The sequence below is a fragment of the Pseudomonas sp. TE3728 genome (assembly GCF_056279145.1).
Genome location: NZ_JBWBQT010000001.1, coordinates 2,128,234 through 2,152,622 on the forward strand (window position 1 = coordinate 2,128,234; position 24,389 = coordinate 2,152,622).

General features: G+C 57.4%; 26 protein-coding genes and 1 pseudogene. 17 read left to right on the plus strand and 10 right to left on the minus strand.

What is annotated here, in order from left to right; all coding sequences use genetic code 11:
* Positions 1-38: 38 nt before the first annotated feature.
* The 3 genes from ACZ89R_RS08970 (at position 39) to ppnP (ending at position 2,979) form a co-directional block, all read left to right on the plus strand.
* Positions 39-2,000 carry an acetyl/propionyl/methylcrotonyl-CoA carboxylase subunit alpha gene (locus tag ACZ89R_RS08970; protein ID WP_429545993.1) on the plus strand — a complete coding sequence of 654 codons (1,962 nt, stop codon included), beginning with the start codon at positions 39-41 and terminating at the stop codon, positions 1,998-2,000.
* Between the two features lie 71 nt (positions 2,001-2,071).
* Positions 2,072-2,620 carry a 3'-5' exonuclease gene (locus ACZ89R_RS08975; RefSeq protein WP_429545992.1) on the plus strand — a complete coding sequence of 183 codons (549 nt, stop codon included), beginning with the start codon at positions 2,072-2,074 and terminating at the stop codon, positions 2,618-2,620.
* Positions 2,621-2,694: 74 nt separating this feature from the next.
* Positions 2,695-2,979, plus strand: a complete 285-nt coding sequence (ppnP, locus tag ACZ89R_RS08980; protein ID WP_007895072.1) for a pyrimidine/purine nucleoside phosphorylase — start codon at positions 2,695-2,697, stop codon at positions 2,977-2,979.
* A gap of 74 nt (positions 2,980-3,053) precedes the next feature.
* Here ppnP and ACZ89R_RS08985 read toward each other — a convergent pair whose 3' ends face one another.
* Together ACZ89R_RS08985 and ACZ89R_RS08990 are read right to left on the minus strand one after the other, a co-directional pair.
* Positions 3,054-3,857 carry an MOSC domain-containing protein gene (locus ACZ89R_RS08985; protein ID WP_429545991.1) on the minus strand — a complete coding sequence of 268 codons (804 nt, stop codon included), beginning with the start codon at positions 3,855-3,857 and terminating at the stop codon, positions 3,054-3,056.
* Between the two features lie 90 nt (positions 3,858-3,947).
* Positions 3,948-4,883 (minus strand): chemotaxis protein CheV, encoded by a 936-nt coding sequence (locus ACZ89R_RS08990; protein ID WP_123497545.1) that lies wholly within the window; start codon positions 4,881-4,883, stop codon positions 3,948-3,950.
* 463 nt (positions 4,884-5,346) lie between these two features.
* Between ACZ89R_RS08990 and ACZ89R_RS08995 the strand changes: the two genes are divergently transcribed.
* From ACZ89R_RS08995 to ACZ89R_RS09005, 3 genes are all read left to right on the plus strand, one after another.
* On the plus strand, positions 5,347-5,817 hold the full coding sequence (locus tag ACZ89R_RS08995; RefSeq protein WP_123497547.1) for a hypothetical protein: 471 nt from the start codon (positions 5,347-5,349) through the stop codon (positions 5,815-5,817).
* 471 nt (positions 5,818-6,288) lie between these two features.
* Positions 6,289-7,182, plus strand: coding sequence for a sensor histidine kinase (locus ACZ89R_RS09000; RefSeq protein ID WP_429547875.1), 894 nt, complete (start codon positions 6,289-6,291; stop codon positions 7,180-7,182).
* A complete protein-coding gene (locus ACZ89R_RS09005; protein ID WP_123497551.1) occupies positions 7,179-7,838 on the plus strand; it encodes a response regulator in 660 nt (219 codons plus the stop codon). The genes ACZ89R_RS09000 and ACZ89R_RS09005 overlap by 4 nt, the downstream gene beginning before the upstream one ends.
* Here ACZ89R_RS09005 and yegS read toward each other — a convergent pair.
* Positions 7,822-8,739, minus strand: a complete 918-nt coding sequence (yegS, locus tag ACZ89R_RS09010) for a lipid kinase YegS (protein ID WP_123497591.1) — start codon at positions 8,737-8,739, stop codon at positions 7,822-7,824. The genes ACZ89R_RS09005 and yegS overlap by 17 nt on opposite strands.
* Before the next feature lie 325 nt (positions 8,740-9,064).
* Here yegS and ACZ89R_RS09015 point away from each other — a divergent pair, with 325 nt between their 5' ends.
* Positions 9,065-9,373, plus strand: a complete 309-nt coding sequence (locus ACZ89R_RS09015; RefSeq protein WP_123497553.1) for a hypothetical protein — start codon at positions 9,065-9,067, stop codon at positions 9,371-9,373.
* A 65-nt stretch (positions 9,374-9,438) separates the two neighbouring features.
* Here the strand turns inward: ACZ89R_RS09015 and ACZ89R_RS09020 are convergent, their stop codons facing one another.
* A complete protein-coding gene (locus tag ACZ89R_RS09020; RefSeq protein ID WP_429545990.1) occupies positions 9,439-10,665 on the minus strand; it encodes a molybdopterin molybdotransferase MoeA in 1,227 nt (408 codons plus the stop codon).
* A complete protein-coding gene (gene moaB, locus ACZ89R_RS09025; RefSeq protein WP_008075630.1) occupies positions 10,649-11,188 on the minus strand; it encodes a molybdenum cofactor biosynthesis protein B in 540 nt (179 codons plus the stop codon). Before moaB ends, ACZ89R_RS09020 begins: the two co-directional genes overlap by 17 nt.
* Before the next feature lie 81 nt (positions 11,189-11,269).
* Between moaB and mobA the strand changes: the two genes are divergently transcribed.
* Together mobA and ACZ89R_RS09035 are read left to right on the plus strand one after the other, a co-directional pair.
* Positions 11,270-11,872: a molybdenum cofactor guanylyltransferase MobA gene (mobA, locus tag ACZ89R_RS09030; protein ID WP_123497558.1), complete on the plus strand. Its 603-nt coding sequence runs from the start codon at positions 11,270-11,272 to the stop codon at positions 11,870-11,872.
* Positions 11,873-11,948: 76 nt separating this feature from the next.
* Positions 11,949-12,170, plus strand: coding sequence for a YgdI/YgdR family lipoprotein (locus tag ACZ89R_RS09035; RefSeq protein WP_038982251.1), 222 nt, complete (start codon positions 11,949-11,951; stop codon positions 12,168-12,170).
* A gap of 89 nt (positions 12,171-12,259) precedes the next feature.
* Here ACZ89R_RS09035 and ACZ89R_RS09040 read toward each other — a convergent pair whose 3' ends face one another.
* The 3 genes from ACZ89R_RS09040 to ACZ89R_RS09050 all read right to left on the minus strand — a co-directional run bounded on the left by ACZ89R_RS09040 (position 12,260) and on the right by ACZ89R_RS09050 (position 13,947).
* Entirely contained in the window at positions 12,260-13,150 is an 891-nt protein-coding gene (locus ACZ89R_RS09040) for a pseudouridine synthase (RefSeq protein ID WP_123497560.1), read from the minus strand.
* A gap of 72 nt (positions 13,151-13,222) precedes the next feature.
* Positions 13,223-13,543, minus strand: coding sequence for a hypothetical protein (locus tag ACZ89R_RS09045; RefSeq protein WP_008075636.1), 321 nt, complete (start codon positions 13,541-13,543; stop codon positions 13,223-13,225).
* Positions 13,544-13,710: 167 nt separating this feature from the next.
* The gene (locus ACZ89R_RS09050; RefSeq protein ID WP_123497593.1) at positions 13,711-13,947 is read right to left on the minus strand and encodes a glutaredoxin family protein; all 237 of its coding nucleotides are present in this window, start codon (positions 13,945-13,947) and stop codon (positions 13,711-13,713) included.
* 207 nt (positions 13,948-14,154) lie between these two features.
* Here ACZ89R_RS09050 and ACZ89R_RS09055 point away from each other — a divergent pair, with 207 nt between their 5' ends.
* Entirely contained in the window at positions 14,155-15,867 is a 1,713-nt protein-coding gene (locus tag ACZ89R_RS09055; RefSeq protein WP_123497561.1) for a cation:proton antiporter, read from the plus strand.
* 1 nt (position 15,868) lies between these two features.
* Here ACZ89R_RS09055 and ACZ89R_RS09060 read toward each other — a convergent pair whose 3' ends face one another.
* Entirely contained in the window at positions 15,869-17,077 is a 1,209-nt protein-coding gene (locus ACZ89R_RS09060) for an ammonium transporter (protein ID WP_123497564.1), read from the minus strand.
* 306 nt (positions 17,078-17,383) lie between these two features.
* Here ACZ89R_RS09060 and ACZ89R_RS09065 point away from each other — a divergent pair, with 306 nt between their 5' ends.
* The 7 genes and pseudogenes from ACZ89R_RS09065 to ACZ89R_RS09095 all read left to right on the plus strand — a co-directional run.
* Entirely contained in the window at positions 17,384-17,698 is a 315-nt protein-coding gene (locus ACZ89R_RS09065) for an ElaB/YgaM/YqjD family protein (protein ID WP_007895050.1), read from the plus strand.
* A 1-nt stretch (position 17,699) separates the two neighbouring features.
* Positions 17,700-18,089 carry a phage holin family protein gene (locus tag ACZ89R_RS09070; protein ID WP_007895049.1) on the plus strand — a complete coding sequence of 130 codons (390 nt, stop codon included), beginning with the start codon at positions 17,700-17,702 and terminating at the stop codon, positions 18,087-18,089.
* Positions 18,086-18,427 carry a hypothetical protein gene (locus ACZ89R_RS09075; protein WP_123497566.1) on the plus strand — a complete coding sequence of 114 codons (342 nt, stop codon included), beginning with the start codon at positions 18,086-18,088 and terminating at the stop codon, positions 18,425-18,427. The genes ACZ89R_RS09070 and ACZ89R_RS09075 overlap by 4 nt, the downstream gene beginning before the upstream one ends.
* Positions 18,428-18,550: 123 nt before the next feature.
* A complete protein-coding gene (locus tag ACZ89R_RS09080; protein ID WP_192344096.1) occupies positions 18,551-19,714 on the plus strand; it encodes an EAL domain-containing protein in 1,164 nt (387 codons plus the stop codon).
* Between the two features lie 67 nt (positions 19,715-19,781).
* Positions 19,782-21,113 carry a deoxyguanosinetriphosphate triphosphohydrolase gene (locus tag ACZ89R_RS09085; RefSeq protein WP_008075647.1) on the plus strand — a complete coding sequence of 444 codons (1,332 nt, stop codon included), beginning with the start codon at positions 19,782-19,784 and terminating at the stop codon, positions 21,111-21,113.
* Between the two features lie 169 nt (positions 21,114-21,282).
* Positions 21,283-21,687 carry a response regulator gene (locus ACZ89R_RS09090; RefSeq protein WP_192344095.1) on the plus strand — a complete coding sequence of 135 codons (405 nt, stop codon included), beginning with the start codon at positions 21,283-21,285 and terminating at the stop codon, positions 21,685-21,687.
* A 256-nt stretch (positions 21,688-21,943) separates the two neighbouring features.
* Positions 21,944-22,258: pseudogene (locus ACZ89R_RS09095) on the plus strand (response regulator); the annotation flags it as partial.
* Between the two features lie 577 nt (positions 22,259-22,835).
* Here ACZ89R_RS09095 and ACZ89R_RS09100 read toward each other — a convergent pair.
* Positions 22,836-24,266, minus strand: a complete 1,431-nt coding sequence (locus ACZ89R_RS09100; protein WP_429545989.1) for an IS1182 family transposase — start codon at positions 24,264-24,266, stop codon at positions 22,836-22,838.
* Positions 24,267-24,389: the final 123 nt, after the last annotated feature.

Below are 24,389 nucleotides of genomic sequence, written 5' to 3' on the forward strand. Positions count from 1 at the left end.
GGGCCATCTCATTCACCGTAATACAAAGGGAATAACCCATGCCCGCCTTCAGCAAAATCCTGATCGCCAACCGCGGTGAAATCGCCTGCCGCATCCAGCGCACCGCGCAAGCGCTGGGCTACCGCACCGTCGCAGTATTCAGCGACGCCGACGCCGATGCCTTTCATGTGCAGATGGCCGACGAAGCCGTGAACATCGGCCCGGCCCCGGTGCAGCAGTCTTACCTGAACATCCCGGCAATCATCGACGCCGCCCGGCGCACCGGTGCCGATGCGATCCACCCCGGTTACGGCTTCCTCTCGGAAAACGCAGCATTCGCCCGCGCCTGCCAACAGGCCGGCATCATCTTCATCGGCCCGAGCCCCGAGGCCATCGAACTGATGGGCAGCAAACGTCTGTCGAAACTCGCCATGATCAAAGCGGGCGTGCCCTGCATCAAAGGCTATCAGGGCAGCGAACAGGACGACGCGACTCTGAGTCGCGAAGCCGAACGCATCGGCTACCCGCTGATGATAAAAGCCAGCGCCGGCGGTGGTGGTCGTGGCATGCGTCTGGTACACAACGCCGGTGATTTGCTGGAGCAGATCCGCACCGCGCGCTCCGAAGCACTGCACGGCTTTGGCAGCGACGAACTGATCCTCGAACAAGCCTTGATCGACCCGCGTCACGTCGAAGTACAGGTGTTCGGCGATCAACACGGCAACCTGATCTACCTCGGTGAGCGCGACTGTTCGATCCAGCGTCGCCACCAGAAAATCATCGAGGAAGCGCCCTGCCCGGTGATGACTGCCGACTTGCGCCAGGCCATGGGCGAAGCTGCGCTCAAGGCGGGGCGCGCGGTGAATTACGTCGGCGCCGGCACTGTGGAGTTCCTGCTGGATGCTCGCGGGCAGTTTTATTTTCTGGAGATGAACACCCGGCTGCAAGTGGAACACCCGGTGACAGAGATGATCACCGGCCTCGATCTGGTGGCCTGGCAGTTTCACGTGGCCGAAGGACTGCCACTGCCGTTGCGACAGGAGCAGGTGCAGCTCAACGGCCATGCCATGGAAGTGCGTCTGTACGCCGAAGACCCAGCCCAGGGATTTCTGCCGCAAACCGGGCGAATCGCAGCCTGGGAACCTGCATTGCAGGGCAGCGTGCGGATCGACCATGGCTTGATCGAAGGTCAGTCTGTCAGTCCGTTTTATGATCCGATGCTGGGCAAACTCATCGCCCACGGTGCCACCCGCGAAGAAGCCCGGCGCAAGTTGCTGCGGGCGGTACAAGACAGCGTGCTGCTGGGCGTGCAAAGCAACCAGCGCTTGCTCGCCTGTCTGCTGGAACATCCGCAGTTCATCAGTGGCGAGTTCAGCACCGGGTTCATCCCCACGCACTTCGCCGATCATCCCTGCCTGCATCCCCATGTGCCGAGCGCCGAAGAACTGGCCATCGCTGCGGCGCTGTTTTATCAGGCTTCAGCGCAGGCTCACCGCGCCCCGCTGGCCGGTTGGCGCAACAACGCCAGCGTGCCCCTGCACTATCGAATCGGTCTTGGGGATCAGGATTGGCCGGTGCAATTGAACGCTGAATCTGGCGAACCTTGCCGCATTCAGGTAGGCGCTCGCACCCTTGAATTGAAGGTTATCCAGTGCGACGGCCACTGGGCTACGCTGGAAATCGACGGCATCCGCCAACGCCATGCCTACCGCTTCGAAGCCGGGCAACTCTGGTTATTCACGCGCCCCGGCAGCCTGCGGTTGGTCGATCGGACCCTGGTGCCGGTCAGCGGACAGGCCAGTGTCAGTTCCGGCACGCTCAAAGCGCCGATGGACGGGGCGATCGTCGATGTACTGGTCAGTGAGGGCAGCCCGGTCAGCAAAGGTCAGCTATTGGTGGTGCTCGAAGCAATGAAAATGGAGCATCCGCTCAAATCGGGGATTGACGGAGTGCTTAAACGCTTGCAGGTCAGGGTCGGCGATCAGGTCAAAAATCGTCAGATTTTGTTAGAGGTCGAATAAGCCGCTAGGCGGATCCGCCGGGTTTGGCTACGCTCAAGCCCTATCAGGACGCGGATACCAGGAACCCTGCGATGCCTCACTGGTTGGTCATTGATCTGGAAGCCACCACCGATGAGGGTGGCTGGCCAGTCACGGAAATGGAAATCATCGAAATCGGTGCCACCCTCGTGGACCGCAAAGGCCAGGAACTGGATCACTTCCAGTGCTTCGTGCGCCCGTTGCGCCGGCCCTTGCTGACGCCGTTTTGCCGGGAACTGACCCACATCACCCAGGCCAATATCGATGCCGCACAGCCGCTCAGCGTCGTCTGGCCGTTGTTCGAACGCTGGCTCGGTCAACATCACGCGCGCCTGGAAGGCTGGGCGAGTTGGGGCGATTACGACCGCAAACAACTGCTTCAGGACTGGCAGCGCCTGCAACTCGACAGCGCCCTGAGCCGGGTGCCGCACATGAACCTCAAGCAACGCTTCGCCAAGGCTCGTCGGCTGGAGCGCCCGCTGGGGCTCAACGGAGCCCTGCAACTGGCGGGCCTGCAGTTCAACGGTCAGCAGCATCGGGCGCTGGAAGACGCGCGCAATACGGCGCGTTTGTTACCGCTGATTTTCCCCGCTAATCCTTGAGTGCAGGAGGTGACGCCTATCGACACCTTGTGCATACTGGCCGGCCCTTTTTAGCCCTTTTCGAGGAACCGCCCATGTTTAAAGTCAACGAGTACTTCGACGGCACCGTCAAGTCGATCGCCTTTGGCACCGCTGAAGGTCCAGCGACCATCGGCGTCATGGCACCGGGCGAATACGAATTCGGCACCAGCCAGCGTGAAATCATGCACGTGGTGTCCGGCGCCCTGACCGTCAAACTGCCTGACAGCGACACCTGGGAAACCTTCGCCGCCGGCAGCCAGTTCAACGTACCCGCCAACAGCAAATTCCAGCTGAAAGTGGCCGTCGACACCGCTTACCTGTGCGAATACCGCGGCTAACCCCCCGGGTTTTCACAGCGACAAAAAAAATGCCCGTGTCCTTGGACGCGGGCATTTTTTATTTTGAAGGGCTTTTATTCGAGGATCGTCACGGGCATGCCGACTTCAAGCCGGCCATTGCCGTCGTTGACCAGATTCTGCCCGAACATCGCGCCGTCGGCCTCGGTGCGGTATTTCTGCAATGTGGCCAGCGGTTCACGATCTTCGCTGCGTTCGCCGGTCTGCGGGTCGATGGTGGTCAGAATGCAGCGTGAGCAGGACTTGACCACGCGGAACTCGACATCGCCAATGCGGATGCGTTTCCAGCTATCTTCGGCATACGCTTCACTGCCCTCGATCACCAGATTGGGCCGGAAACGCAACATCTCCAGCGGCCGCCCGACCTTGCTCGACAAGTCTTCCAGCGACGCCTGACCAATCAGCAATAACGGAAAGCCATCGGCAAACGCCACCTGATCATCGTCCTTGCCATAGCCGGCCTGGGTGGTCCGCGCGCGATCAAGCGGCACTTGCACCAGACGCGTTGGCTTGCCGATGAACTCACTGACCCAGGCACCCGCCGCATCGCCGGCATCGGGAACGCGCAAGGTGTCGCGCCAGATGGTCACCCCGCGCAGATCGGCATCGCCGTCAGGCAACGCAATATCGATCGTTGAATGGCCCGGGGCACTGAGGGTCAAGCCGCCGTCGGCATTCCACAACGCCGACAGCTGACTCATTTTCGCAACCGCGCGTTGGGTCAGAAAGCGCCCACTGGCTTCGTCCACCAGCATCCAGCGTCGATCACCGTCCAGTCCCAGCTTGTCCAGGCTGACCTGATTGAGGGGCTCGCCCTTGCCGGATTTCAATGGAAAACGATAAAGCGCGCTCAGACGCATGGCCAGCTCCCTGGTGGGTAAAAACGCCACCCTATACGAGCTTGATTGCCGAATCAAAGGCTGATGTCAAACCAGCCCCTACTCGTGCTGTCAGGCAGGTACAGCGTCGAGCATCAGGCGCTGGCGCACTACGTCGACGAGTTTGTCGGGCTGGAATTTGGAGAGGAAGTTGTCGCAGCCGACCTTCTTCACCATCGAGTCGTTGAAGCTGCCCGACAGCGAAGTGTGCAAGACCACATAAAGGCCACGCAAACGGGGGTCGTTACGGATTTCGGTGGTCAGGCGATAGCCGTCCATCTCCGGCATTTCCGCATCGGTGAAGATCATCAGCAGCTTGTCGGTCATGACTTCGCCCGTATCGGCCCAGGCCTTGAGCATGTTCAGCGCCTTCAAGCCATCGCTGGCAATGTGCATCTTCACGCCCAACTGACCCAACGTGTCGCGCAATTGCGACAAGGCCACGTTAGAGTCATCCACCAGCAGTACTTCACGGCCACGGGCACGCTCCAGCACCGGATCGTCGAGTTTGTCGCGCGATACCTTGGCGTTGTACGGAACGATCTCGGCCAGGACTTTCTCGACGTCGATGATTTCCACCAACTGATCATCGACCTTGCTGATGGCGGTCAGGTAATGCTGGCGACCGGCACTGGCCGGCGGCGGCAAAATGGCTTCCCAGTTCATGTTGACGATGCGGTCCACGCCACCGACCAGAAACGCCTGCACCGAGCGGTTGTACTCGGTGACAATAATGGTACTGGTGGGACTTGGCACCAACGGGCGCATGCCGATGGCCTGGGACAAGTCGATCACCGGCAGCGTCTGGCCACGCAGGTTGACCACGCCGCAAACAAAGGGATGGCGTTGCGGCATCAAAGTCAGCTTCGGCAGCTGAAGCACTTCCTGAACCTTGAAGACGTTGATCGCAAACAATTGCCGTCCGGCCAGCCGAAACATGAGAATTTCCAGGCGATTCTCACCCACTAGTTGCGTGCGTTGGTCTACCGTGTCGAGAATGCCGGCCATTAATGACTCCTGGGCTTGTTCTGATGAATTCACTAAAGGGAGTTATCGGCTGTTTTTGCCGGACCTTGACCCCCAGACAAAATGCCAGGCTCAGGCATTGATGTCACATTAACATCATGCTTTACTGGCTCCGTGATTTTCATCTGCTTCCTTTCCTGCGGCGCGACCTCGGTTTGCACGTTAGGTTCCCCTGCGTAAGGGATTCCCCTAGTAACAATCAGGCCCAACCTGATATTCGCAATATCCAATAGCCATTAATGTGACGCCATTCTCATTGCATGAATGGAGTCAGGCTTTTGTGTGCGATTGCAGGTCAGTGGTCATCCACCCTCTCGAGTTCCCCTGCCGGTGCTCAAACCTGCCGGAGCGCGATATCACGAAGGTTTGGCAGCACGGGGACACATATGGTTCTCGTCGGCACACACGACATTCCCTCATCTGACACGACGTTGTGGAGATAAGCATGCCGAACGACACCAAAGAGTGGGCTCAGCGATTTCCGGAATTTCTCGTTGAGGCTGAAACACTCTTGGCCAAATCCGAGGAATGCCTGAGTCATTTGCAACTGATCAGCAATGATAAGGACGCCATCGATTGCATGCTCAGCACCCTTCTCAAGCTGTCCAGCAAGGCCGATGCCTTGGCACTGGCGGCGGTCTCGGAGTTCTCGCTGCATATTCATGGATTACTGAGCTGCGCGCAGAACCACATGGACCTGCACGATCAAGCCCTGGACGCGCTCAAGGATTGCTTCACATTATTGGCCTGGCAACTCGAACTTATCGATCAGACTACCGGCCAACTCGGTCTCGATGACACTGAACAGACCTCACTGATAGAAGCGTTTGCATTTCAAGTGGGACAAAGTCAGTTTCAGCCGCCCAGCCATGCCAGACCCTTCAGGTTGGTTTCGTTCTCGGAACGGCAAGCTTAAAAAACATCAGCCCTGGCCGTGTTGCGCTTTTCTATTGCCATGACGCCGCCCTATAACTTGATGCGCTCATGCCGCAATTGAATGGGTCATTGCGTCGAAGACAGTTCGAAATAGTTATCCCTGTCTCGACTTCAGATAGTGCCTGGCAATAAAAACAAAATGCCTGCCAATCGATATCTTCCGACGACAACAATCGAAAGTTTTTCCATTATGGAACCATCGTCCAAAAACAGTATTTTGACTATATAGAGCTATATACCGAACGCGACCAACGGTATGTTAAGTGGTAGTATGCCGACCATTAGTTGACGCCAATTAATGACAAAGTGATCCAGCCAAGCACCCTGAAGGCTGCATTGCCAGCACTGCACCACAGCCGAAGGGCGACTTCACACAACGATTTCCACACAGAGACCCGTCAGCCCTTGTGGCCGGTCTGCCCGCAGCGAACATCTATTGGCTCCATCCGCTATGTACGCCAGCCTCAAGTCAATTACCCTGTGGCCACCCTCCCGAAAAAACGCGCGCCGGTTCACGCTTTTTCTGTGTATCTGTTCGGCGCTTGGCAGCCTGCTGGTCTACAGCTTGTCCATATCTGTGCCGTTGAGTCTGCTGGTGCTCAATAGTGCAGCGCTGACCTGTGTCTGGGTGGGACATTGCCTTTCGCGCAAATCGATAAAGTTTCAACCTCAAGAACTGGCTGACCGCCTGCTGCAAGTGCAGGAAAACGAACGCCATCGGCTCAGTCGGGAACTGCATGATGACATCGGTCAATTGCTGACCGCCGCGAAACTTCAAAGTGAATGGCTCAAACGTCGAATGCCCGAAGAACTGCAGGGTCAGTGTTCGGTACTGTGCGAAACGCTGGACGAAACACTCACCAAGGTGCGAGATGTGTCGGCCATCCTGAATCCGCGGCAACTGGCCAGTCTCGGACTGGAAGCCAGCCTGCGTGCACATTTACTCAGGACCCTGGCCAATACCTCCGTGCATTGGAGCCTGGAGTGCCATCAACGCCTGACGGGCATACCGGAGGAAATGGCGGTGGCGGCTTTTCGCATCACCCAAGAAGCGGTTACCAATATACTGCGTCACGCCGAGGCCAGTAATTTGTTGGTCCGCCTGCAACGCCTGCCCCAAGGCCTGACATTGTTGATCAGCGACGACGGCCTGGGTTTCGTGCCAGCGGCAGATCCCGCTCGCGAGGGGCAACGCGGAATGGCCGGGATGTCGGAACGGATCGATCAGTTAGGTGGCACACTGACCGTGACCAGCGAGCCGGGCAAAGGCACTCAAATCGAAGCACTCTTCCCCTGGGCGCCGCGTGCGCTAGAACGGGCCAGTACGAATAAGGTTATGCATTGACTTGTAACTTACTTCTGGTGGATGACCACTCGCTTATCAGGGCTGGCGTGCGCGCCCTGGTGCTGGATATTCCCGGCTATGCGGTAATCGGGGAGGCCAATGACGGCTCACTGTTAGTCGAGATGGTCGAGCAGCTGTCCCCGGACATCATTCTGCTGGATATTTCCATGAAGGAAACCGGTGGTCTTGAAGCCTTGCAGCGACTCAAGCGCGTACGCCCGCAGTGCAAAGTGCTCATCCTGTCGATGCACACCGACCCGGCGCTTATCATGCAGGCCCTGGAATCAGGGGCTCATGGCTACCTGCTCAAGGACACCACGGCCACCGAACTCGAACATGCGCTGGATGCCTTGCGCAATAACGAACGCTATCTGAGCCCGGCCATTGCCCATACAGTCATCAACCAGGCGCTGACTCGAGCTCAGAAAAATCAGGCGCAAACCCAGGACTCGCACAACCTGACGGCACGTCAGCTGGAAATCCTGCGACTGATTGTTCGCGGAAAATCCACCCGGGAAATCGCCAATGGCCTGGCTCTGAGCATCAAGACTGTCGAAACCCACCGCTCGCAGATCATGAAACGCTTGCAGATCTACGATGTGGCCGGCCTGGTGCTGTTCGCCGTGCGCGAGCAAATCATCAGTCTGGACGATTAACTGGATTCGAGACGCTCAGCAGCGGCGAGCCTTCGGGCAAATGCACACGCAATGCCGCCGGGCGCGCCGAGAAACGCAGACTGTCGCCCTCCAGAGGCTCACCATCAAGGTTGATATAAAGGCCCTCCGAGACTTTGATCTCCACCCATGGCAAGCGAGCTCGTACGAACATGTTGTCGATGCCGAAGCCATCGGCCAGCAAATCTTTCAAGGTACCGACCACTTCCTGTGGCGCGGGCAAAATGCTGATATCCAGCAGACCATCGTCAGCCAGCGCCTGCGGGCACAACACATGACCACCGCCAGCCTGTCGGCCATTGCCAATGCCCAATGCCAACAACTCGCCGCGCCAGTGAAAATCTGGCCCCTGCAACTCGCCATAGGCCGCATGCAACTCACTGAAGCGCGATAAACCCGTGAAGAGATAAGCGGCGCCGCCAAGAATTTTTTTCAGATCTTCGGAGGTATTGGCCGTGACCTGACTGCCAAAGCCGCCAGTGGCCATGTTCAGGAAAACCTGACCGCCGACTTCCCCCAGATCAATGGTTCGCGGGACAGCCTCCAGAAGATCCAACGCCTGAGCGGGCTCCAGAGGCACACCGGCAGCACGCGCAAAATCATTGGCGGTGCCCAAGGGCAAAAGTACCAGACTGGCCTGCGTCGAATGCGCCGCCATGGCTTCAGCGATGTCACGCAAGGTACCGTCGCCGCCGCCGGCAATCAGTTGCGTATAGCCTGCCGCCAGCGCTTCTTCCACCAACCGCTGCGCATCACCGGCCTCCCAGGTCAGTCGAACAGCCAGTTTCCAGCCCTGCTGGCGCTTGCCTTCGACGGCTGCACGGACCTCCTCATTGAGTGCCTGCTTGCCATGCAGAATCAACAGTGCCTTGCGCTCGCTCATTTTTGCCACTCCCATATCCGCAATTCCATGGGATATGTTGACCTCGCAGCCCCTGATAAAAGTCGACTGGATTTCAATTATTTCCAAGGGAAGGAAATGTGAGTCCTACAGAGCGGTATTTTTTCGTACAAAACATGAGGAATCGGCTCAATTGACCCATCCGAACAATTGGTACACCGTTGGGTCTCTGTTATCAGTGATTACCCGTTTAATTTACACAGGGATGTGAAAACAATGAATGGAACCCCCTTAAGGGCCTCAAACAGCGCAAGCAACAACGGCATCGATCATTTGAATGGTTTTAACGCAAGGAGCCAGCTAGTCCATGCAAAGCCATGACCTCAGACTATCGGTAACCCCGGTCGCGCCGTTCGCAGAAAATCGCGCCAATCATCAGGCTGAATTCAAAAACAGCGCAAAGCACGCCGGAGAAGCTGACATGGAACCTCGCGTCATTGAACTCGAAACACACCTCAAGTACATCCGTAGAGACATGGATGAAGTCCGGGGTGACGTCAAATCCATCAAACACAGGCTTGCCTACTCAGCTGGCGCAACAGCCGTGATCCTGGGACTTCTGGCCTGGATCGCCAACAGCCGCTTCGATCAGGTCGTGGCACTTCTGGCACATTAAGAAATGGTCACGCACGCAAGCCCGATGCGATCAACCGGGCTTGCGGGGCAAAACCAGTGCCTGTATCAGCTCAAGACTTCACTCAGCGGGATGAAGCTCACCCAATCACCCTCGATCAGCGTACGGTCCTCCAGCACCTCAACCAGACCGTCAGCCCAGGCAGCACTGCGCAGTACGCCAGAGCTCTGATTCCTGTAGATGATTGCCCGGCCATTCTCCAGACGTCCGCGCAAGTACTCACGTCGGTTACCCGCCTTTGGCCAGACGAATCCTGCCGGCACCTGAAACTTCAGGGGCTCGACTTCTTTTACGCCTTGGCGGCGCAAAAGGTAGGGCCTTGCCAACAGAGCAAAAGTCACCAGGGTAGACGCCGGATTGCCGGGTAAACCGATCACAGGCACGCCGCGAAAATGCCCGAACGTCAGCGGTTTGCCTGGTTTGATGGCAAGCTTCCACAGCGTCAATTCGCCCTCTTCCCGCAAGGCAATGCCCAGAAAGTCGGCCTCTCCCACCGATACGCCACCAGTCGAGAGAATCAGGTCGACATCCTTCAACTCACCGAGGCGAGCACGAGTGGTCGCTAAATCATCGGGAAGAATACCGGCATCGATCACCTCACAACCTAACCGCTGCAGCCAGCTGCAAAGCAACACTCGATTACTGTTGTAGATCTGTCCTGGCCCAAGGGCCTGACCAGGCTCAATCAACTCATCACCGGTAGACAAGACCGCAACACGAGCCTTGCGAATCACGTCCAGCTCAGCGCATCCCAGTGATGCCGCCAGCCCCTGCTCAATAGATCCCAGACGCGTTCCGGCGGACAGGATCAGCTCACCGACGGTGGCTTCCTGACCTTGTGGACGGATGTTCTTTCCTGGGGTCATGGTTTCGGTGAAACGTACTCGCTCATCCGCCTGAGCCTCGGCGTTCTCCTGCATCTCGACACAGTCGGCACCGGCGGGCACAGGCGCGCCAGTGAAGATCCGCGCACAAGTACCTGGTTTCAAGGGCTCCGGGGCCTGGCCTGCAAAAATCTTCTGACTGACCACCAACGGCTCTCCCGTCCAGTCGGCCAGGCGCAAGGCATAACCGTCCATGGCACTGTTGGGCCAAGGCGGCAAATCAAGTGTCGAGACCAGGTCAGCGGCCAGTACACGCCCCTGAACCTGCGCCAACGGCAAGCGTTCGTGCTCACGAATCTTCGAGGCGTCGGCCATTTCCAGTAAACGCGCCAGTGCCACCTCGACAGCCATCAGACTGCCTGTCTTGCCTGGCTTACCCACGGGTTTCACAGGGTGCCGCCTGTTTGAGATGGGCCACGAAATTGCACGGACGGTGACGAGAATCCAGTTGCTCGGCGAGAATGCCGTCCCAACCGGTGCGCACCGCGTTGGTCGAGCCCGGCAAGCAGCACACCAGCGTTCCATTGGCCAGACCAGCCAAGGCCCGGGACTGAACCGTCGATGTGCCGATATCCGCTACCGATATCTGCCGGAACAATTCACCAAAACCATCGACCTGTTTATCCAGCAGGCAACTCACGGCTTCGGGCGTGCTGTCGCGACCGGTGAACCCGGTACCGCCGGTGATCAGCACCACTTGCACGACCTCATCAGCAATCCAGTTGGCGACTTGCGCGCGAATTTTGTAGAGGTCATCTTTAAGCAATACACGGGCCGCCAGGTTATGACCGGCAGCGCTCAAACGGTCGACGAAGACCTGGCCTGAGGTATCGGTTTCCAGGGTACGGGTATCGCTGACAGTCAGCACCGCGATGTTGAGCGGTGCGAAAGGTACATCAGCCTTGGCTTTCATAGGCTCATCCAGTTGTAGGAGAAACAGCCCGGTGTTATATCACAGCGCCTCATTTTTTCGCCGCCCTCATGGAGAAGTGCGATGACCTCGAATACACCTCTGGCACCTTGCTCCATTCTGCTCCTGGCCGGCGGTCGCGGCCAACGCATGGGCGGTCAGGACAAGGGATTGCTGGATTGGCACGGCGAACCGCTGATCGCGCATCTGCACCGCAAGACGCGCCCGCTGAGTGATGACCTGATCATCTCCTGCAACAGAAACCTGGAAAAATATGCGCCTTATGCGGATCAGTTGGTCCATGACGACGAAGGCGACTTTCCGGGGCCGTTGGCGGGTATTCGCGCTGGCCTGAAGGCCGCCCGTCACGCCTGCTTACTCGTGCTGCCCTGCGATGTACCACGCATCGATGCCGCGCTGCTCCAGAGCATGCGTGAAGCCGCCGGACAGCATCCGGACAAACCGCTGATGCTGCGCCATGGCGAACACTGGGAACCCTTGCTGTGTATGATTCCCGTCGCCCTTTCAGCGGCTTTCGAGACTGCCTGGAACGAAGGCGAGCGCAGCCCGGGTCGCCTTATGCGCAAGCTGGGCGCCACAGCCCTGCAATGCCCGGATAACGACCCTCGCCTGGCCAATCTCAATACGCCGGAACTGTTAAGCACACACCACACTGTGTCAGACTGACACGCCATGGAACTTGCGCGCGTTGTATACGTCTCAAGCTCAGCAACCAAAAGAATTCCCATTCGGAGACACACCCATGACTCAACGGACCCTCGCCACTTTCATGCTCGCACTGGGCCTTGCCACCCTCGCCGGTTGCGCATCGCCTACAGTGATCACCTTGAATGACGGTCGAGAAATCCAGGCCGTCGACGCGCCTAAGTACGATGAAGAATCGGGCTTTTACGAATTCGAACAACTGGATGGCAAGCAAACCCGCGTCAACAAAGATCAGGTCCGTACCGTTAAAGATCTGTAATCTTTACGGCGACAACCAGATACAGAAAAGCCCGCTTTAAAAGCGGGCTTTTTCGTGGCTGAAGAAAAGCAGGGTCGTTAGCCCTGTGATCACCACTGCAAGGTGATGGTGCTTTCGAATTCTCTTTCCTGCCCCGTGACCGGATCGACAAATCGCAGCCCCTGGGCCAACAGCTTCAAGGGATTGGCATAGTCATCTTCTACGTCCTTGAGCACCTGCGGGTAGAACGGATCATTGCAGATGCTGGCCCCCAGGGCTGTCATGTGAACTCGCAACTGATGTTTCTTGCCCGTCACCGGGTACAGCGCATAACGCCAGAGTTCACCGTTTTTTTCCCTGACCTCGACAGCCGTCTCGGTATTGCTGACTCCCGGACCTTCTTGCATGCGAAAAAACGGCTCGCCATCGATAAGTCGGCTTTTATGAACCAGCGGGAAGGAGTGTTCCGGCAATGCCCGGGCGATTGCTTCATAGCGCTTTTCGATCTGGCGTGCAGGAAACAAGGATTGATACGCCGACCGACTCTGAGGGTTTGCTGAAAACAGCACCAGCCCGGCCGTATGCCGGTCAATGCGATGCAAAGGCACCAGATGCGGGTTATCCAGGCGACGGATCAGCCGCCGCAGCAATGTCTGCTCCACGTATTCGCCCGCCGGAGTCACGGGCAGAAAGTGTGGTTTGTCCGCCACCACCAGATGCTCGTCGGCATAGAGGATCGACTCCACCACCGGGATCGGTTTTTCGTCCGGCACCTCACGGAAATAATGAATCCGCAGACCTTCCTTGTAAGGCAGGTTCAGGGGAATCGGCAGGCCTTGCCCATCAAGGACACGACCGCGAGCAATTCTGTCCAGCCATTGTTCACGACCGATGGCGCTGAAGTGTTCGCACAGGCAATCGAGTACAGTCTGCCACGTCCCCGGCGGCAGATAGAGCGTGCTGGCCTGGTTGTGTGCGGCAGAAAAAGATGAAGTGGACATACGAAAAGCTCTAACCCTCAATACAGAGCGGCATTATCCAACAGTGGCCGGAACGAACCTAGAAGAGAATCCTCAGGCTGGTATCGACTGTGCTCGAGCGGCCGCTTCGGTGAACTCCTTGAGCCAGCGCAGCACATCGACCGCTTCCCAGCGCCCCGGATCATAAAGCGCATACAACAACCCCTGATAGCCCACGACATCCAGCTGCCGGTGGTAGCCCGCACGCTGGAACAAGGCTTCGATTTCGGCGAAACAGGTATTGAAATGCAATTTGTTGAAGGGTGTTTTCCCCTCCGTGACCAGACCATCCAAACGCAGTTCGAGGACAGCCTCGCGCACCACGTCCGCCGACATCCGGTTCACGCTGTTCTTCAATTGCTCGACATTGACCAAGGTTCATCCCTCTGACGTCCGGGATCGCCTGCGTAAACCCGAAACAGGGAAAAGCATGGCAGGCAATCGGAATAACTGTATGCGCATACAGTAGCCGAATAACCAACCTTTCGCCAATGGATGAAACGAGTACTGCGACGGGTGGGGCATCGCTGACAGTGTCAGAGTCAGCGCAGGAACGCCACCACTTCATCGGCACTGAACGGCCAGCTCAGCTCTGCGCCGGTATCGACCCGTCGCAACACTGGAATACGCAGACTGTAGGCTTCGAACCACGTTTCGTCGTCAGCGATATCCACCAGTTCCACCAACAGACCACGCTCGACAAACTCCATCAGCATGGCTTCGGCGACTTCACAAAGATGGCAACCAACGGTGCCGAACAACTGACATTCAGGAGGCATGACGACAAGACCCATCGAAGTAAGCGCTCATTCTAGGCCCGCGATCAAACGCAGTCGAGCCGATGCCCTATCTGTCTGAGCAATGGCATTTCAAGAGATTTCGGCAAACTCCTGACGCACATCATTCGCCTTAACGGCCATTTGCGCGATGCTCGCGTCTTTTTTACTTCTACGCTTGAGTAGCCAGATCCCTCACCGGAGTTTTTTGTGTTCGCCAATCTGTTGATCATCTTCACCGCCTCTTTGGTAGTGATTGCACTGTTCCAGCGCCTGCGCTTGCCACCGGTGCTGGGTTACCTGTGCGTAGGGCTGATGATCGGACCGACCGCGTTCGACTGGGTGAATGAAAGCGAAGAGTTGCCCGACCTTGCCGAGTTGGGCGTGGTGTTCCTGCTGTTTTCTCTCGGGCTTGAATTTTCCCTGTCGAAAATGCTCGCCCTGCGCCAAGTGGTATTTGGCCTGGGCAGCCTGCAAGTGCTGGTTTCCGGGGTCGCGCTGGGGGTGTTGCTGATGCTGTTCGGCATGCCAACCACGCCTGCACTGTTACTCGGTGCCGGTTTGGCGCTGTCGTCCACTGCCATTGTCAGCAAGGAGTTAAGCAGCCTCGGTGAGCTTTTCAGCCGCCACGGCCAGAATGCCATCGCCGTGCTGTTGTTCCAGGACGTGGTCGCTGTTTTGCTACTGACTCTGGTCCCGGTGTTCGCCGGTACCAGCGACCAGGTTTGGTATTGGGCTCTGCCATTGACGCTGGGCAAGACTGTCGTGCTGTTCGTCGGTCTGCTGCTGGTCAGTCGCTGGTTTTTGCCACGGCTGTTTCATGAAGTCGCCGCGTCCCGGTCCGCTGAGCTGTTCGTGCTGTTGGCGCTGGTGATCGTTCTGCTGACGGCCTGGCTGACTCACCTGCTTGGCCTCTCCCCAGCCCTGGGCGCCTTTCTCGCTGGCATGCTACTGGGGGAAAGCCACTACCGACATCAGATCGAGGCGGACATCCGTCCGTTTCGCGACATTCTGCTCGGGGTATTCTTCGTCAGCATCGGCATGTTGATCGACTTGCGCTTGTTTGCCAGCCACGGCTTGCTGATTCTCGGTCTGACGCTGGGATTACTGCTGATCAAAGGCACCGTGGTCGCGCTGCTGGTCAAATGGCGCGGCAGCGATGTCGAAACCGCCTGGCGCAGCGGCCTGGCCTTGGCTCAAGGGGGTGAATTCTGTTTTGCCCTGATGACGCAAATGCAGCAGAACAAACTGATGCCCGCCGACTTCGGTGGCCTGCTGCTGGCTGCCACGTTCTGCTCGATGCTGGTGACGCCTTTACTGCTGCGCGCCGCTCCCCACATCGCCACACGCCTGCACCACAAGCCCAACGAAGAAGCCGAACTCGAAAAAATCAGCGCACTCAACGCTGGCTTACACAATCACGTAGTGATCTGTGGGTATGGCCGCGTAGGTCAGTCCATCGGGCGCGTCCTGCGTAATGTAGATCAACCGTACATTGCGCTGGATACCGACCCGGTGCGGGTTCAGGAAGCAGCCGTCAATGAAAGCTGCGTTCATTACGGCGATTCACGTCGCGGCGAACTGCTGGTGGCGATAGGGCTGGAACGCGCCAGACTATTGGTGGTCGCCGTGGATCAGACGGACATCGCACTGTTGATACTCAAGGAGGCACGCCGGTTCAACCCGAGTGTGTCGATCCTGGTGCGCACACGGGACGACAGTCAGTTGGCCGAGTTGAAGGCAGCCGGTGCCAGCGAAGTCGTACCCGAGTTGCTGGAGTCGAGCCTGATGCTCGTCTCCCACGCGCTGATCATGCTGGGCATACCCGGCCAGCAGGTGCGAGACCGGGTCGACCAGGTACGGCGTGACCGCTATCGCCTGCTGCACGGCTTTTACCCCGGTGCCGACGATGAGGAACGCTGATTCAATCCTGGCTCACGGCACCGATCTTGTGCACCGACAAGTCCGCGCCGTAATACTCCTCTTCCTGGCTCAGGCGCAGACCATGAAACGCCTTGATTACGCCATACACCGCAAAACCGCCGGCAAGCGCCACGATCACACCCAGAGAAGTGCCGATCAACTGACTGATCAGGTTCACGCCCCCCAAACCACCCAAGGCGGTTTGACCAAAGATGCCGCAAGCGATCCCGCCCCAGACACCACACAGTCCATGCAGAGGCCAGACGCCCAGCACATCATCGATATGCCATTTGCCTTGGGCGGCGGTAAAGCACCAGACAAACAGTGCCCCGGCGATGGCACCGGTCACCAACGCGCCCACCGGGTGCATCAGATCCGATCCGGCGCAGATCGCCACCAGTCCGGCCAATGGGCCGTTATGCAGGAAGCCCGGGTCATTGCGCCCGACGATCAACGCCGCCACGGTGCCGCCGACCATGGCCATCAACGAATTCACCGCGACCAGCCCGCTGACCCCTTGCAGTGTTTGAGCGCTCATTACGTTGAAGCCGAACCAGCCAACGATCAGAATCCAGGAACCCAACGCCAGAAAGGGAATGCTCGACGGTGCGAATGCCACCAGTCGTCCATCGCGATAACGACCTTGCCTTGGGCCGAGCAACAACACCGCCGCGAGTGCCAGCCAGCCACCCATGGCGTGAACCACCACAGACCCTGCGAAGTCATGGAAACTGGCACCGAAGCGTTCCAGCAACCAGGCTTGCAGACCAAAGTTGCCATTCCAGATCATGCCTTCGAAGAAGGGATAGATGAACGCCACGATCAGCGCCGTCGCACACAACTGCGGGACGAACCGGGCGCGCTCGGCGATGCCTCCGGAAATGATTGCCGGTATCGCCGCAGCAAAGGTCAGCAGAAAGAAAAACTTCACCAGCCCATAGCCATGATCGGCAGTAATCACCGCCGCCGGCTGCATGAAAGTGACTCCGTAGGAAATCCAATAGCCTATAAAGAAGTAGGCCAGGGTCGAAATGGCGAAGTCGCTGAGGATCTTCGACAAGGCGTTGACCTGGTTTTTTTGTCGAACCGTACCCACCTCGAGAAAGGCGAAACCGGCGTGCATGGCAAGGACCATGACCGCACCGATAAGGATGAACAACGTGTTGGAGCTATGGACCAGACTGTCCACAGCACTTTGCAGATTTTCCATGGATTGGCAGACCTGAAGGCTGAAAAAAAGCACCAAAGCAGTTCGCACAGAAGGCTGGCGCACCAAGTTGCAGCCGATCCAGACTGAAGCGCTGATCCGGATGAACAGCTTTGGCGCACAAGAACGGAACCTTTACGCGAGTTTTGATTATTTGAGTTAAGGTTTTCCTTAAATCATGCCCAGCAACAGCGCAACGGCGCAGGCTGACGCACCACGACATAGCAAAAGTTGTACCAGTCATTTGTACTGAACCTTCACGCAAGGCTCATACTCGAACGCTTCAGAAGCCACTCACGGAGATCACCAATGGCACGCACCACAGCAAAGACTGCTCAAGAAGTTCTGATGGAAGATTTTCAGACACTGGTCACCGACACTGAAAGGTTGCTGGAACACACCAAATCCCTGGCTGGCGATCAAGCCGATGAGTTGCGCCAGCAGATCCATGACAGTCTGCTGCGCGCGCGGGAAACCCTGAAATTGACCGAAGACTCTGTGCGCGAGCGCGGCAAAGCCGCTGTCACCGCCACGGAAGATTACGTCCAGGCCAACCCATGGCAATCGGTCGGAATCGCGGCTGGCGTGGGCTTCCTGATCGGCCTGCTGGCCACTCGGCGCTAATATGGCGATCGGCGAATCCGGCCCGTCCGCGACGGGCACCGGCTCATCCCCGCGGCGCCTCGGTGCCGCGTTTCTTGGACTGCTGCACAGTCATGTCGAACTGTTTGGCATTGAATTGCAGGAACAAAAAGCACGCACGGTAAGCCTGTTGTTGTTTGCAGGCCTGACGCTGGTCTTTGCCTTGTTATTGCTGGTGGGCTTGTCGACGCTGGTGTTGATCCTGTTTTGGGACACCTATCGCCTGGCAGCAATCATCGGGCTCTGTGTGTTCTATACCCTCGCCGCGTTGTTCTGTGCGATGCGCTTGAGAGCAGCGATTTTCGATGAATCCTCGCCCTTCCACGGCACTCTGGAAGAGTTGGCCAATGATCGGGAGCGTCTGTTGCCATGAGCCTGTCTGAACTTCCCCGCAACAGCTCGCGCACGGAAATGCGCAAGGCGCTGATTCGCCTGCGCATGGAAATGCATCGCCAGGAAATTCGCCACGAATCCCAACACCTGCTGCATCCCTTGCAACGGGTGCGTGGCATGACGCAAAACCTGCAAGACGGTCTCGGCATCAAACACGCCCCGCTCTGGGGCATCGCGGCCGTGATCGGGTTGGGCTTTCTGACCGGCAAGGGTGCCAAGGGTGGAGGTATCGGCAGCCTGACCCGGCTGGCTCGCCTGGGCGTCACGCTGGGGCCACTGATCAAGCTGATCATGCAGAACTCTTCGCGCAAACACTAATCAGTCCTGTTTGGCTGCATTCTTGCAACACCACCAGGATTAACCTCTTTATCGAGAGGTTAGTCCTGCGTGCCTGCTTGGTGTCCAGGTTTACCCGGAACAAAACCTTACTAAGGAGGCCTCGTGATCGACGGGCAACCGCTCGCCTGCTTTCAGCCGTTCATCGATACCGCCACGGGCCGCATCGCTGGCGTCGAAGCGCTGGGTCGACTGCGTCAGGCCGACGGTCAACTGACCTCGGTAGGACCGCTGTTCGCCGACCCGCGAACCCCCGCCATCGCCCTGCGTCGTCTTGATCGCCAGATTCGCGATGATGCGCTGAGCCGTCTGCATGAAGCGCCCCCGGACTGGTTTCTCAGCCTCAACATATCGCCCCGCTGGATCAGTCGCTTGCACCGGGACCAGGCACTGCCAAGTCTCAAGCAGCTGAGCAGGCATGGCGTCGACGCGCAACGAATCGTCTTTGAGATCACCGAACTGGGCGGTGACAGCCAGCGTCTTGCCGAAGTCGTGGCCCGTTACCGACAAGCCGGGGCGCGGATCGCCATTGATGATTTCGGTGCCGGTTACTCTCAGCTCGATCGCGTGCTGGCCCTGCAACCGGACATTCTCAAGCTCGACATGCGATTGTTCCAGGCCGCCGCATTGGGAGGCCCCAGCAGCGAGGTGGTGAAGGCACTGGCGCAAATGGCGGAGAAAACCGGTTGCTGGATTATCGCTGAGGGCGTGGAAACCGAAGCTCAACTGAATTTTGCCCTGGAGTGTGGTTCACGCTACGTACAGGGCTTTCTGTTCGCCCGTGCGCAAGCTGATTTCTTCGCCACAGATGCCTTTGTCGAGCGCTTCGCGCAACTGCGTCAGCGCTATGTTCAGCAAAAACTGGCTGAGCGCGCTCGCCTGATGATCATGCGCCAGCAACTCAGCGAACTGATGACCATCCTGCAAGCCTGGGCTCAAGCCAGCGCGCCCCTCAGCACCTTGCCGCAACTGGAAGCGTTTCCCTGGTTATTGCGTTTTTATCAATGCGACCGCCACGGCACGCAGCTGACCCCCAATCTGGAATGGCGCAACAACAGCTGGGAAGCCGATAACCGCTACCTGGGCCATAACTGGTCATGGCGCCCCTACTTTTATCACTTGCTGGCCGAGGGTTGGGATGAGCGCCGGCTGACGCTTTCCAACACTTACCGCGATGCCACCAGCAATCAATACTGCCTCACCGCCGGGCAATTCTTCGATAACGGCGAGCGACTGCTGCTCATCGATATCGATGCCGCGGGGCTCTAGTTCTCCTTGCAGGGACCGGCGCGAACCGGGAAGCTAGGGGATCAGTCACCTGACGGAGAAACCAGCCTTGGATTGGCAAACCCTGCTCACCCGCGAACGCCTCGGAAAGCCTGTGCACAGCCCGGAAGAACTCGGCCGCAGCCCTTTCCATAAAGACCACGACCGCATCATTTTCTCGGGCGCGTTTCGCCGTCTCGGGCGCAAGACCCAGGTCCATCCGGTCTCCAGCAACGATCACATCCACACACGCCTGACCCACTCGCTGGAGGTCAGTTGCGTCGGCCGTTCGCTGGGCATGCGTGTCGGTGAAACCATCCGTAGCGCCCTGCCCGACTGGTGCGAACCGAGCGATCTGGGCATGGTGGTGCAATCGGCTTGCCTGGCCCATGACATCGGTAATCCGCCCTTCGGTCATTCCGGTGAAGACGCGATCCGCCACTGGTTCCAGCAGGCCGCCGGCCGTGGCTGGCTGGATGCGATGAGCGAAGCCGAACGCAACGACTTCCTCAATTTCGAAGGCAATGCCCAAGGTTTCCGGGTACTTACCCAGCTTGAATACCACCAGTTCGAAGGGGGGACCCGGCTGACCTACGCCACACTGGGCACCTACCTCAAATACCCGTGGACTGCCCGGCACGCCGACTCACTGGGCTACAAGAAGCACAAGTTCGGCTGTTATCAAAGCGAACTGCCACTGCTGGAACAGATCGCTCACAAACTCGGTCTGCCCCAACTGGACGAACAACGCTGGGCGCGCCATCCACTGGTGTACCTGATGGAGGCCGCCGACGACATCTGCTACGCGCTGATCGATCTGGAAGATGGCCTGGAGATGGACCTGTTGGAGTACGCCGAAGTCGAGTCCCTGCTGCTGGACCTGGTGGGTGACGATCTCCCGGAAACCTATCGCCAGCTCGGCCCGCAAGATTCGCGTCGGCGCAAACTGGCGATCCTGCGGGGCAAAGCCATCGAACACCTGACCAACGCAGCAGCCCGAGCATTCGTCGAGCAACAGGACGCGCTGCTGGCCGGCACGCTGGCGGGCGACCTGGTGGAACACATGCACGGCCCCGCCAAACGTTGCGTCTTGAATGCCAAGGACATGGCACGCAAAAAAATCTTCCAGGACAAGCGCAAGACACTCCACGAAATAGGCGCCTACACCACCCTGGAAATCCTGCTCAACGCCTTTTGCGGCGCGGCACTGGAGCAACACAACGGCCGTACGCCATCCTTTAAGCACCGCCGCATACTCGACCTGTTGGGCAACAATGCACCCGACCCTCACGGCCCTTTACACACCTCCTTCTTGCGCATGATTGATTTCATCGCCGGCATGACCGACAGCTATGCCGGAGAAATGGCGCTGGAAATGACCGGTCGTTCAAGCCACCGATAAAAACGTATCGATCAGCCTGTCAGAGAGCTCTGAGCGGCTGATCGAATTCTCGACATTCATCTGTATTTCAACGCCGACAGAATCGCCCTACACCTTGTGCGGAGCGGACTGATCGATTGTTCGGCCATCTCGCGAAATAATCGCACTCCCTTTGCTCGACAGATGACTCATGAAAACTCCTGTGTTCAAACATGATTGGCGCATCCTGCTGGTGGAAGATCATCCCTTTCAGCTACGGGCGACTCAGTACCTGCTCGAGAGTTTTGGCTTCACCCAACTGACCGCCACTGACAGTGCCAGAGGCGCCTTGCAACAAATGCTCAAGGCTGCGCAACCGTTCGACATTCTTCTGTGCGACCAATGCCTGCCCGACCTTGCAGGCCTTGATTTGATCGAATACGCCAGTCACCGGGGGATGATCAGGCAGGCAATACTTCTGAGCAGTCTGACATCCGTCGAACTGGACAAACTTAAAGTCATGGCCTACGAACATGGATTGCCCTTGCTCGGTTACTTGATCAAACCATTGAAACAATCAGACTTCAGAAACTTATTGACCTTGGCCTCCATATAAAAACACGAAAACCCAAACACACTAAAACAATGACCAGCGTATAGATTCAGACCTCTAACTCAATGCCTTCCATCGCTTGACTAGTCCTACCAAACTTTTGCCTTTCCTCATGCAAAACCTAGTTGATACGTAGTCCTATTCTTCTTCAGTTGTAGGACTTTTCCTATATTGCCGCTGTAGCTCCCTCAGTTCATGCGGCCCCATAACTATCTGAGCTAAGGTGCGCGCATTATTTGTGCACGTATGGGATTTGATTATGAACTCCGTTTTTATTGTCGACGATCACCCTGTCATCCGCCTTGCGGTTCGAATGTTGCTGGAACATGAAGGTTACAAAGTCGTCGGCGAAACTGACAATGGGGTCGATGCAATGCAGATGGTTCGTGAATGCATGCCTGACCTGATCATCCTCGACATCAGCATTCCCAAACTGGATGGGCTGGAAGTTCTTTCCCGTTTCAACGCCATGAGCACACCCTTAAAAACACTGGTATTAACTGCACAGTGTCCGACACTTTTCGGTATTCGCTGCATGCAGTCCGGTGCATCGGGCTATGTATGCAAACAGGAAGCGGTCATTTTCAGGAAAAATTAATTTTTTTCAGAAAAATTGAATTACAAGCGCCTAGCATCGAGCCAATCCAGTGCTCCTCTGGGGGAATTCCGTATACCAGTTTGCGCTCTGGGATGGCTCGTCGGCAAAGTATCGCACCGGCACTATCATACATCGGCTGCACACGAGGCTATCGACCAGTTTTGTTTCAACCGCCAGCGTCGGTGAATGCTAGTAATGCTCCCTTGAAAGCGTGTGTTGCTTCTTGGTTGGAGAGGTGGTCGCATGCGTCTGCTCGCCTCATAGGGCTGCTATCGATGCGTTCCTGAGCAGTGCCGCGGCAAACGCGTTCCTTGGATTTTCAGTGATGTGTACCTGATGGACTGTTATTGGTCGGTCCACTCTAGCCGTAATAGGCAGCAATCGGCCCAGAGTGTGTAAAAACGCTCATGGAGCTCATCGTCGTGGAGCAGTGACGTTCGTTCGTTCGTTGGCTGAGCGATCGCACGGTCATGCTGCGGGCCGCATCAGTCGCAGCTTGGAACACGCCAACGCTGTTTTTACAGCCTCTGGGATGGGCCAAAATCAGCCTTTTTCAGGCCGTCAGCGCTTTCATCAAACCGTTGGCACCGATGATTTTCATGACCCGTTTCAGGTTGTCGGCGAGCACATTCAAGCTCATCTCCGCACTAACCCCGGCCAGCTTCCGCGTCAGGAAGTGCGTCGCACCCATCCATTGCTTGAGCGTCCCGAAGGGATGCTCAACCGTCCGTTTTCGGACTCGCATCATCTCCGGCGCTTTGCTCAGCCGAAGCTGCATTTCCTCCAATACGGCTTCATGCTCCCAGCGTCGAACTCGTCGTTCCGTGCTCGGAGTGCATTGCGACTTCAACGCGCAGCCCTGGCATTTCGAACTCCAGTAACGATGCAACTTCAGGCCTTTTTCAACGTAGGAGTAGTGCCAGATCAGCGCCTCGCCAGCTGGACAAATGTATTCGTTTTTTGCCGCGTCATAGATGAAGGCATCGTTATTGAAACGCCCGTCAGCCTTGGCTCCAGAGGTCATCGGCTTGGGCACATAAGCGCTGATGCCTGCATCGTGACAAGCCAGGATTTCTTCGCTTTTGAAGTAACCTCGATCAGCCACCACCGACAACGTATCCGACGCCATCGCCTCGCGGGCCTCCTTGGCCATCGAGCTGAGTTGATCGCGGTCGGAACCGACGTTGGTCACCTCATGCGCAACGATCAAATGGTTCTTGGTATCGACCGCTGTCTGCACGTTGTAGCCGACGATTCCAGTGCCACGCGTCATCATGGAACGGGCGTCTGGATCGGTCAGTGAGACCTGTTTATCCGGGGATTCGTTGAGCTGGATTTCGATCGCTTGAAGCTCCTTCATTTGCGTCTTCAGCTTGGCGATTTTCTCTTCTAGCCGCACGGCGCTGGGCTCGGAAGCTGTGGGTTCTTGCCGATCGGCAGCATCGAGTGCCGCCAGGTAACGGCTGATGCTCGATTCAATTTCTTCCATTCGCCGCTTCAGTTTGGCGCTGGTGAAATTGCGGTCGCGGTTGTTGACTGCTTTGAATTTACTGCCATCGATGGCGACCAGATTTTCTCCGAACAGTCCCAACTGCTGACACAGCACAACGAACTGGCGACAGACGCCTCGAATAGCCTTGCTGTTGTCTTTTCGGAAGTTGGCGATGGTTTTGAAATCCGGCATCAAACGCCCGGTCAGCCACATCAGCTCGACGTTGCGTTGGGCTTCTCGCTCCAAACGTCGGCTCGACTGGATGCGGTTGAGATAACCGTAGATATAGATCTTCAGCAGGATTGCGGGGTGGTAAGCAGGCCGGCCAGTGTCAGCAGGAATAGCACCGTCAAAACCCAGACTGACCAGGTCGAGTTCATCGACGAAGACGTCGACTATGCGCACCGGATTGGTATCGCTGACGTAGTCGTCGAGGCTTTCGGGAAGTAAGGTGCCTTGGCCTCGATGTTCACCTTGGATAAAGCGCTTCATGGGCGATCCTTGCGATGAAATCCCCAGAAATCATAGCAAGGGTTCAAGAAAGCGTTTTTACACACTCTGGGCCGATAGCTGCCCGTCACTATGGGCCGCAAATACTCAAAGCTGCCTGTCGAG

Bases quoted from the DNA above. Each gene is read 5' to 3' on its own strand.
- ACZ89R_RS08970 (WP_429545993.1), top strand. From the start codon at position 39: ATGCCCGCCTTCAGCAAAATCCTGATCGCCAACCGCGGTGAAATCGCC.
- ACZ89R_RS08975 (WP_429545992.1), top strand. From the start codon at position 2,072: ATGCCTCACTGGTTGGTCATTGATCTGGAAGCCACCACCGATGAGGGT.
- ppnP (WP_007895072.1), top strand. From the start codon at position 2,695: ATGTTTAAAGTCAACGAGTACTTCGACGGCACCGTCAAGTCGATCGCC.
- ACZ89R_RS08985 (WP_429545991.1), bottom strand. From the start codon at position 3,857: ATGCGTCTGAGCGCGCTTTATCGTTTTCCATTGAAATCCGGCAAGGGC.
- ACZ89R_RS08990 (WP_123497545.1), bottom strand. From the start codon at position 4,883: ATGGCCGGCATTCTCGACACGGTAGACCAACGCACGCAACTAGTGGGT.
- ACZ89R_RS08995 (WP_123497547.1), top strand. From the start codon at position 5,347: ATGCCGAACGACACCAAAGAGTGGGCTCAGCGATTTCCGGAATTTCTC.
- ACZ89R_RS09000 (WP_429547875.1), top strand. From the start codon at position 6,289: ATGTACGCCAGCCTCAAGTCAATTACCCTGTGGCCACCCTCCCGAAAA.
- yegS (WP_123497591.1), bottom strand. From the start codon at position 8,739: ATGAGCGAGCGCAAGGCACTGTTGATTCTGCATGGCAAGCAGGCACTC.
- ACZ89R_RS09015 (WP_123497553.1), top strand. From the start codon at position 9,065: ATGCAAAGCCATGACCTCAGACTATCGGTAACCCCGGTCGCGCCGTTC.
- moaB (WP_008075630.1), bottom strand. From the start codon at position 11,188: ATGAAAGCCAAGGCTGATGTACCTTTCGCACCGCTCAACATCGCGGTG.
- mobA (WP_123497558.1), top strand. From the start codon at position 11,270: ATGACCTCGAATACACCTCTGGCACCTTGCTCCATTCTGCTCCTGGCC.
- ACZ89R_RS09035 (WP_038982251.1), top strand. From the start codon at position 11,949: ATGACTCAACGGACCCTCGCCACTTTCATGCTCGCACTGGGCCTTGCC.
- ACZ89R_RS09040 (WP_123497560.1), bottom strand. From the start codon at position 13,150: ATGTCCACTTCATCTTTTTCTGCCGCACACAACCAGGCCAGCACGCTC.
- ACZ89R_RS09050 (WP_123497593.1), bottom strand. From the start codon at position 13,947: ATGCCTCCTGAATGTCAGTTGTTCGGCACCGTTGGTTGCCATCTTTGT.
- ACZ89R_RS09060 (WP_123497564.1), bottom strand. From the start codon at position 17,077: ATGGAAAATCTGCAAAGTGCTGTGGACAGTCTGGTCCATAGCTCCAAC.
- ACZ89R_RS09065 (WP_007895050.1), top strand. From the start codon at position 17,384: ATGGCACGCACCACAGCAAAGACTGCTCAAGAAGTTCTGATGGAAGAT.
- ACZ89R_RS09070 (WP_007895049.1), top strand. From the start codon at position 17,700: ATGGCGATCGGCGAATCCGGCCCGTCCGCGACGGGCACCGGCTCATCC.
- ACZ89R_RS09075 (WP_123497566.1), top strand. From the start codon at position 18,086: ATGAGCCTGTCTGAACTTCCCCGCAACAGCTCGCGCACGGAAATGCGC.
- ACZ89R_RS09090 (WP_192344095.1), top strand. From the start codon at position 21,283: ATGAAAACTCCTGTGTTCAAACATGATTGGCGCATCCTGCTGGTGGAA.
- ACZ89R_RS09100 (WP_429545989.1), bottom strand. From the start codon at position 24,266: ATGAAGCGCTTTATCCAAGGTGAACATCGAGGCCAAGGCACCTTACTT.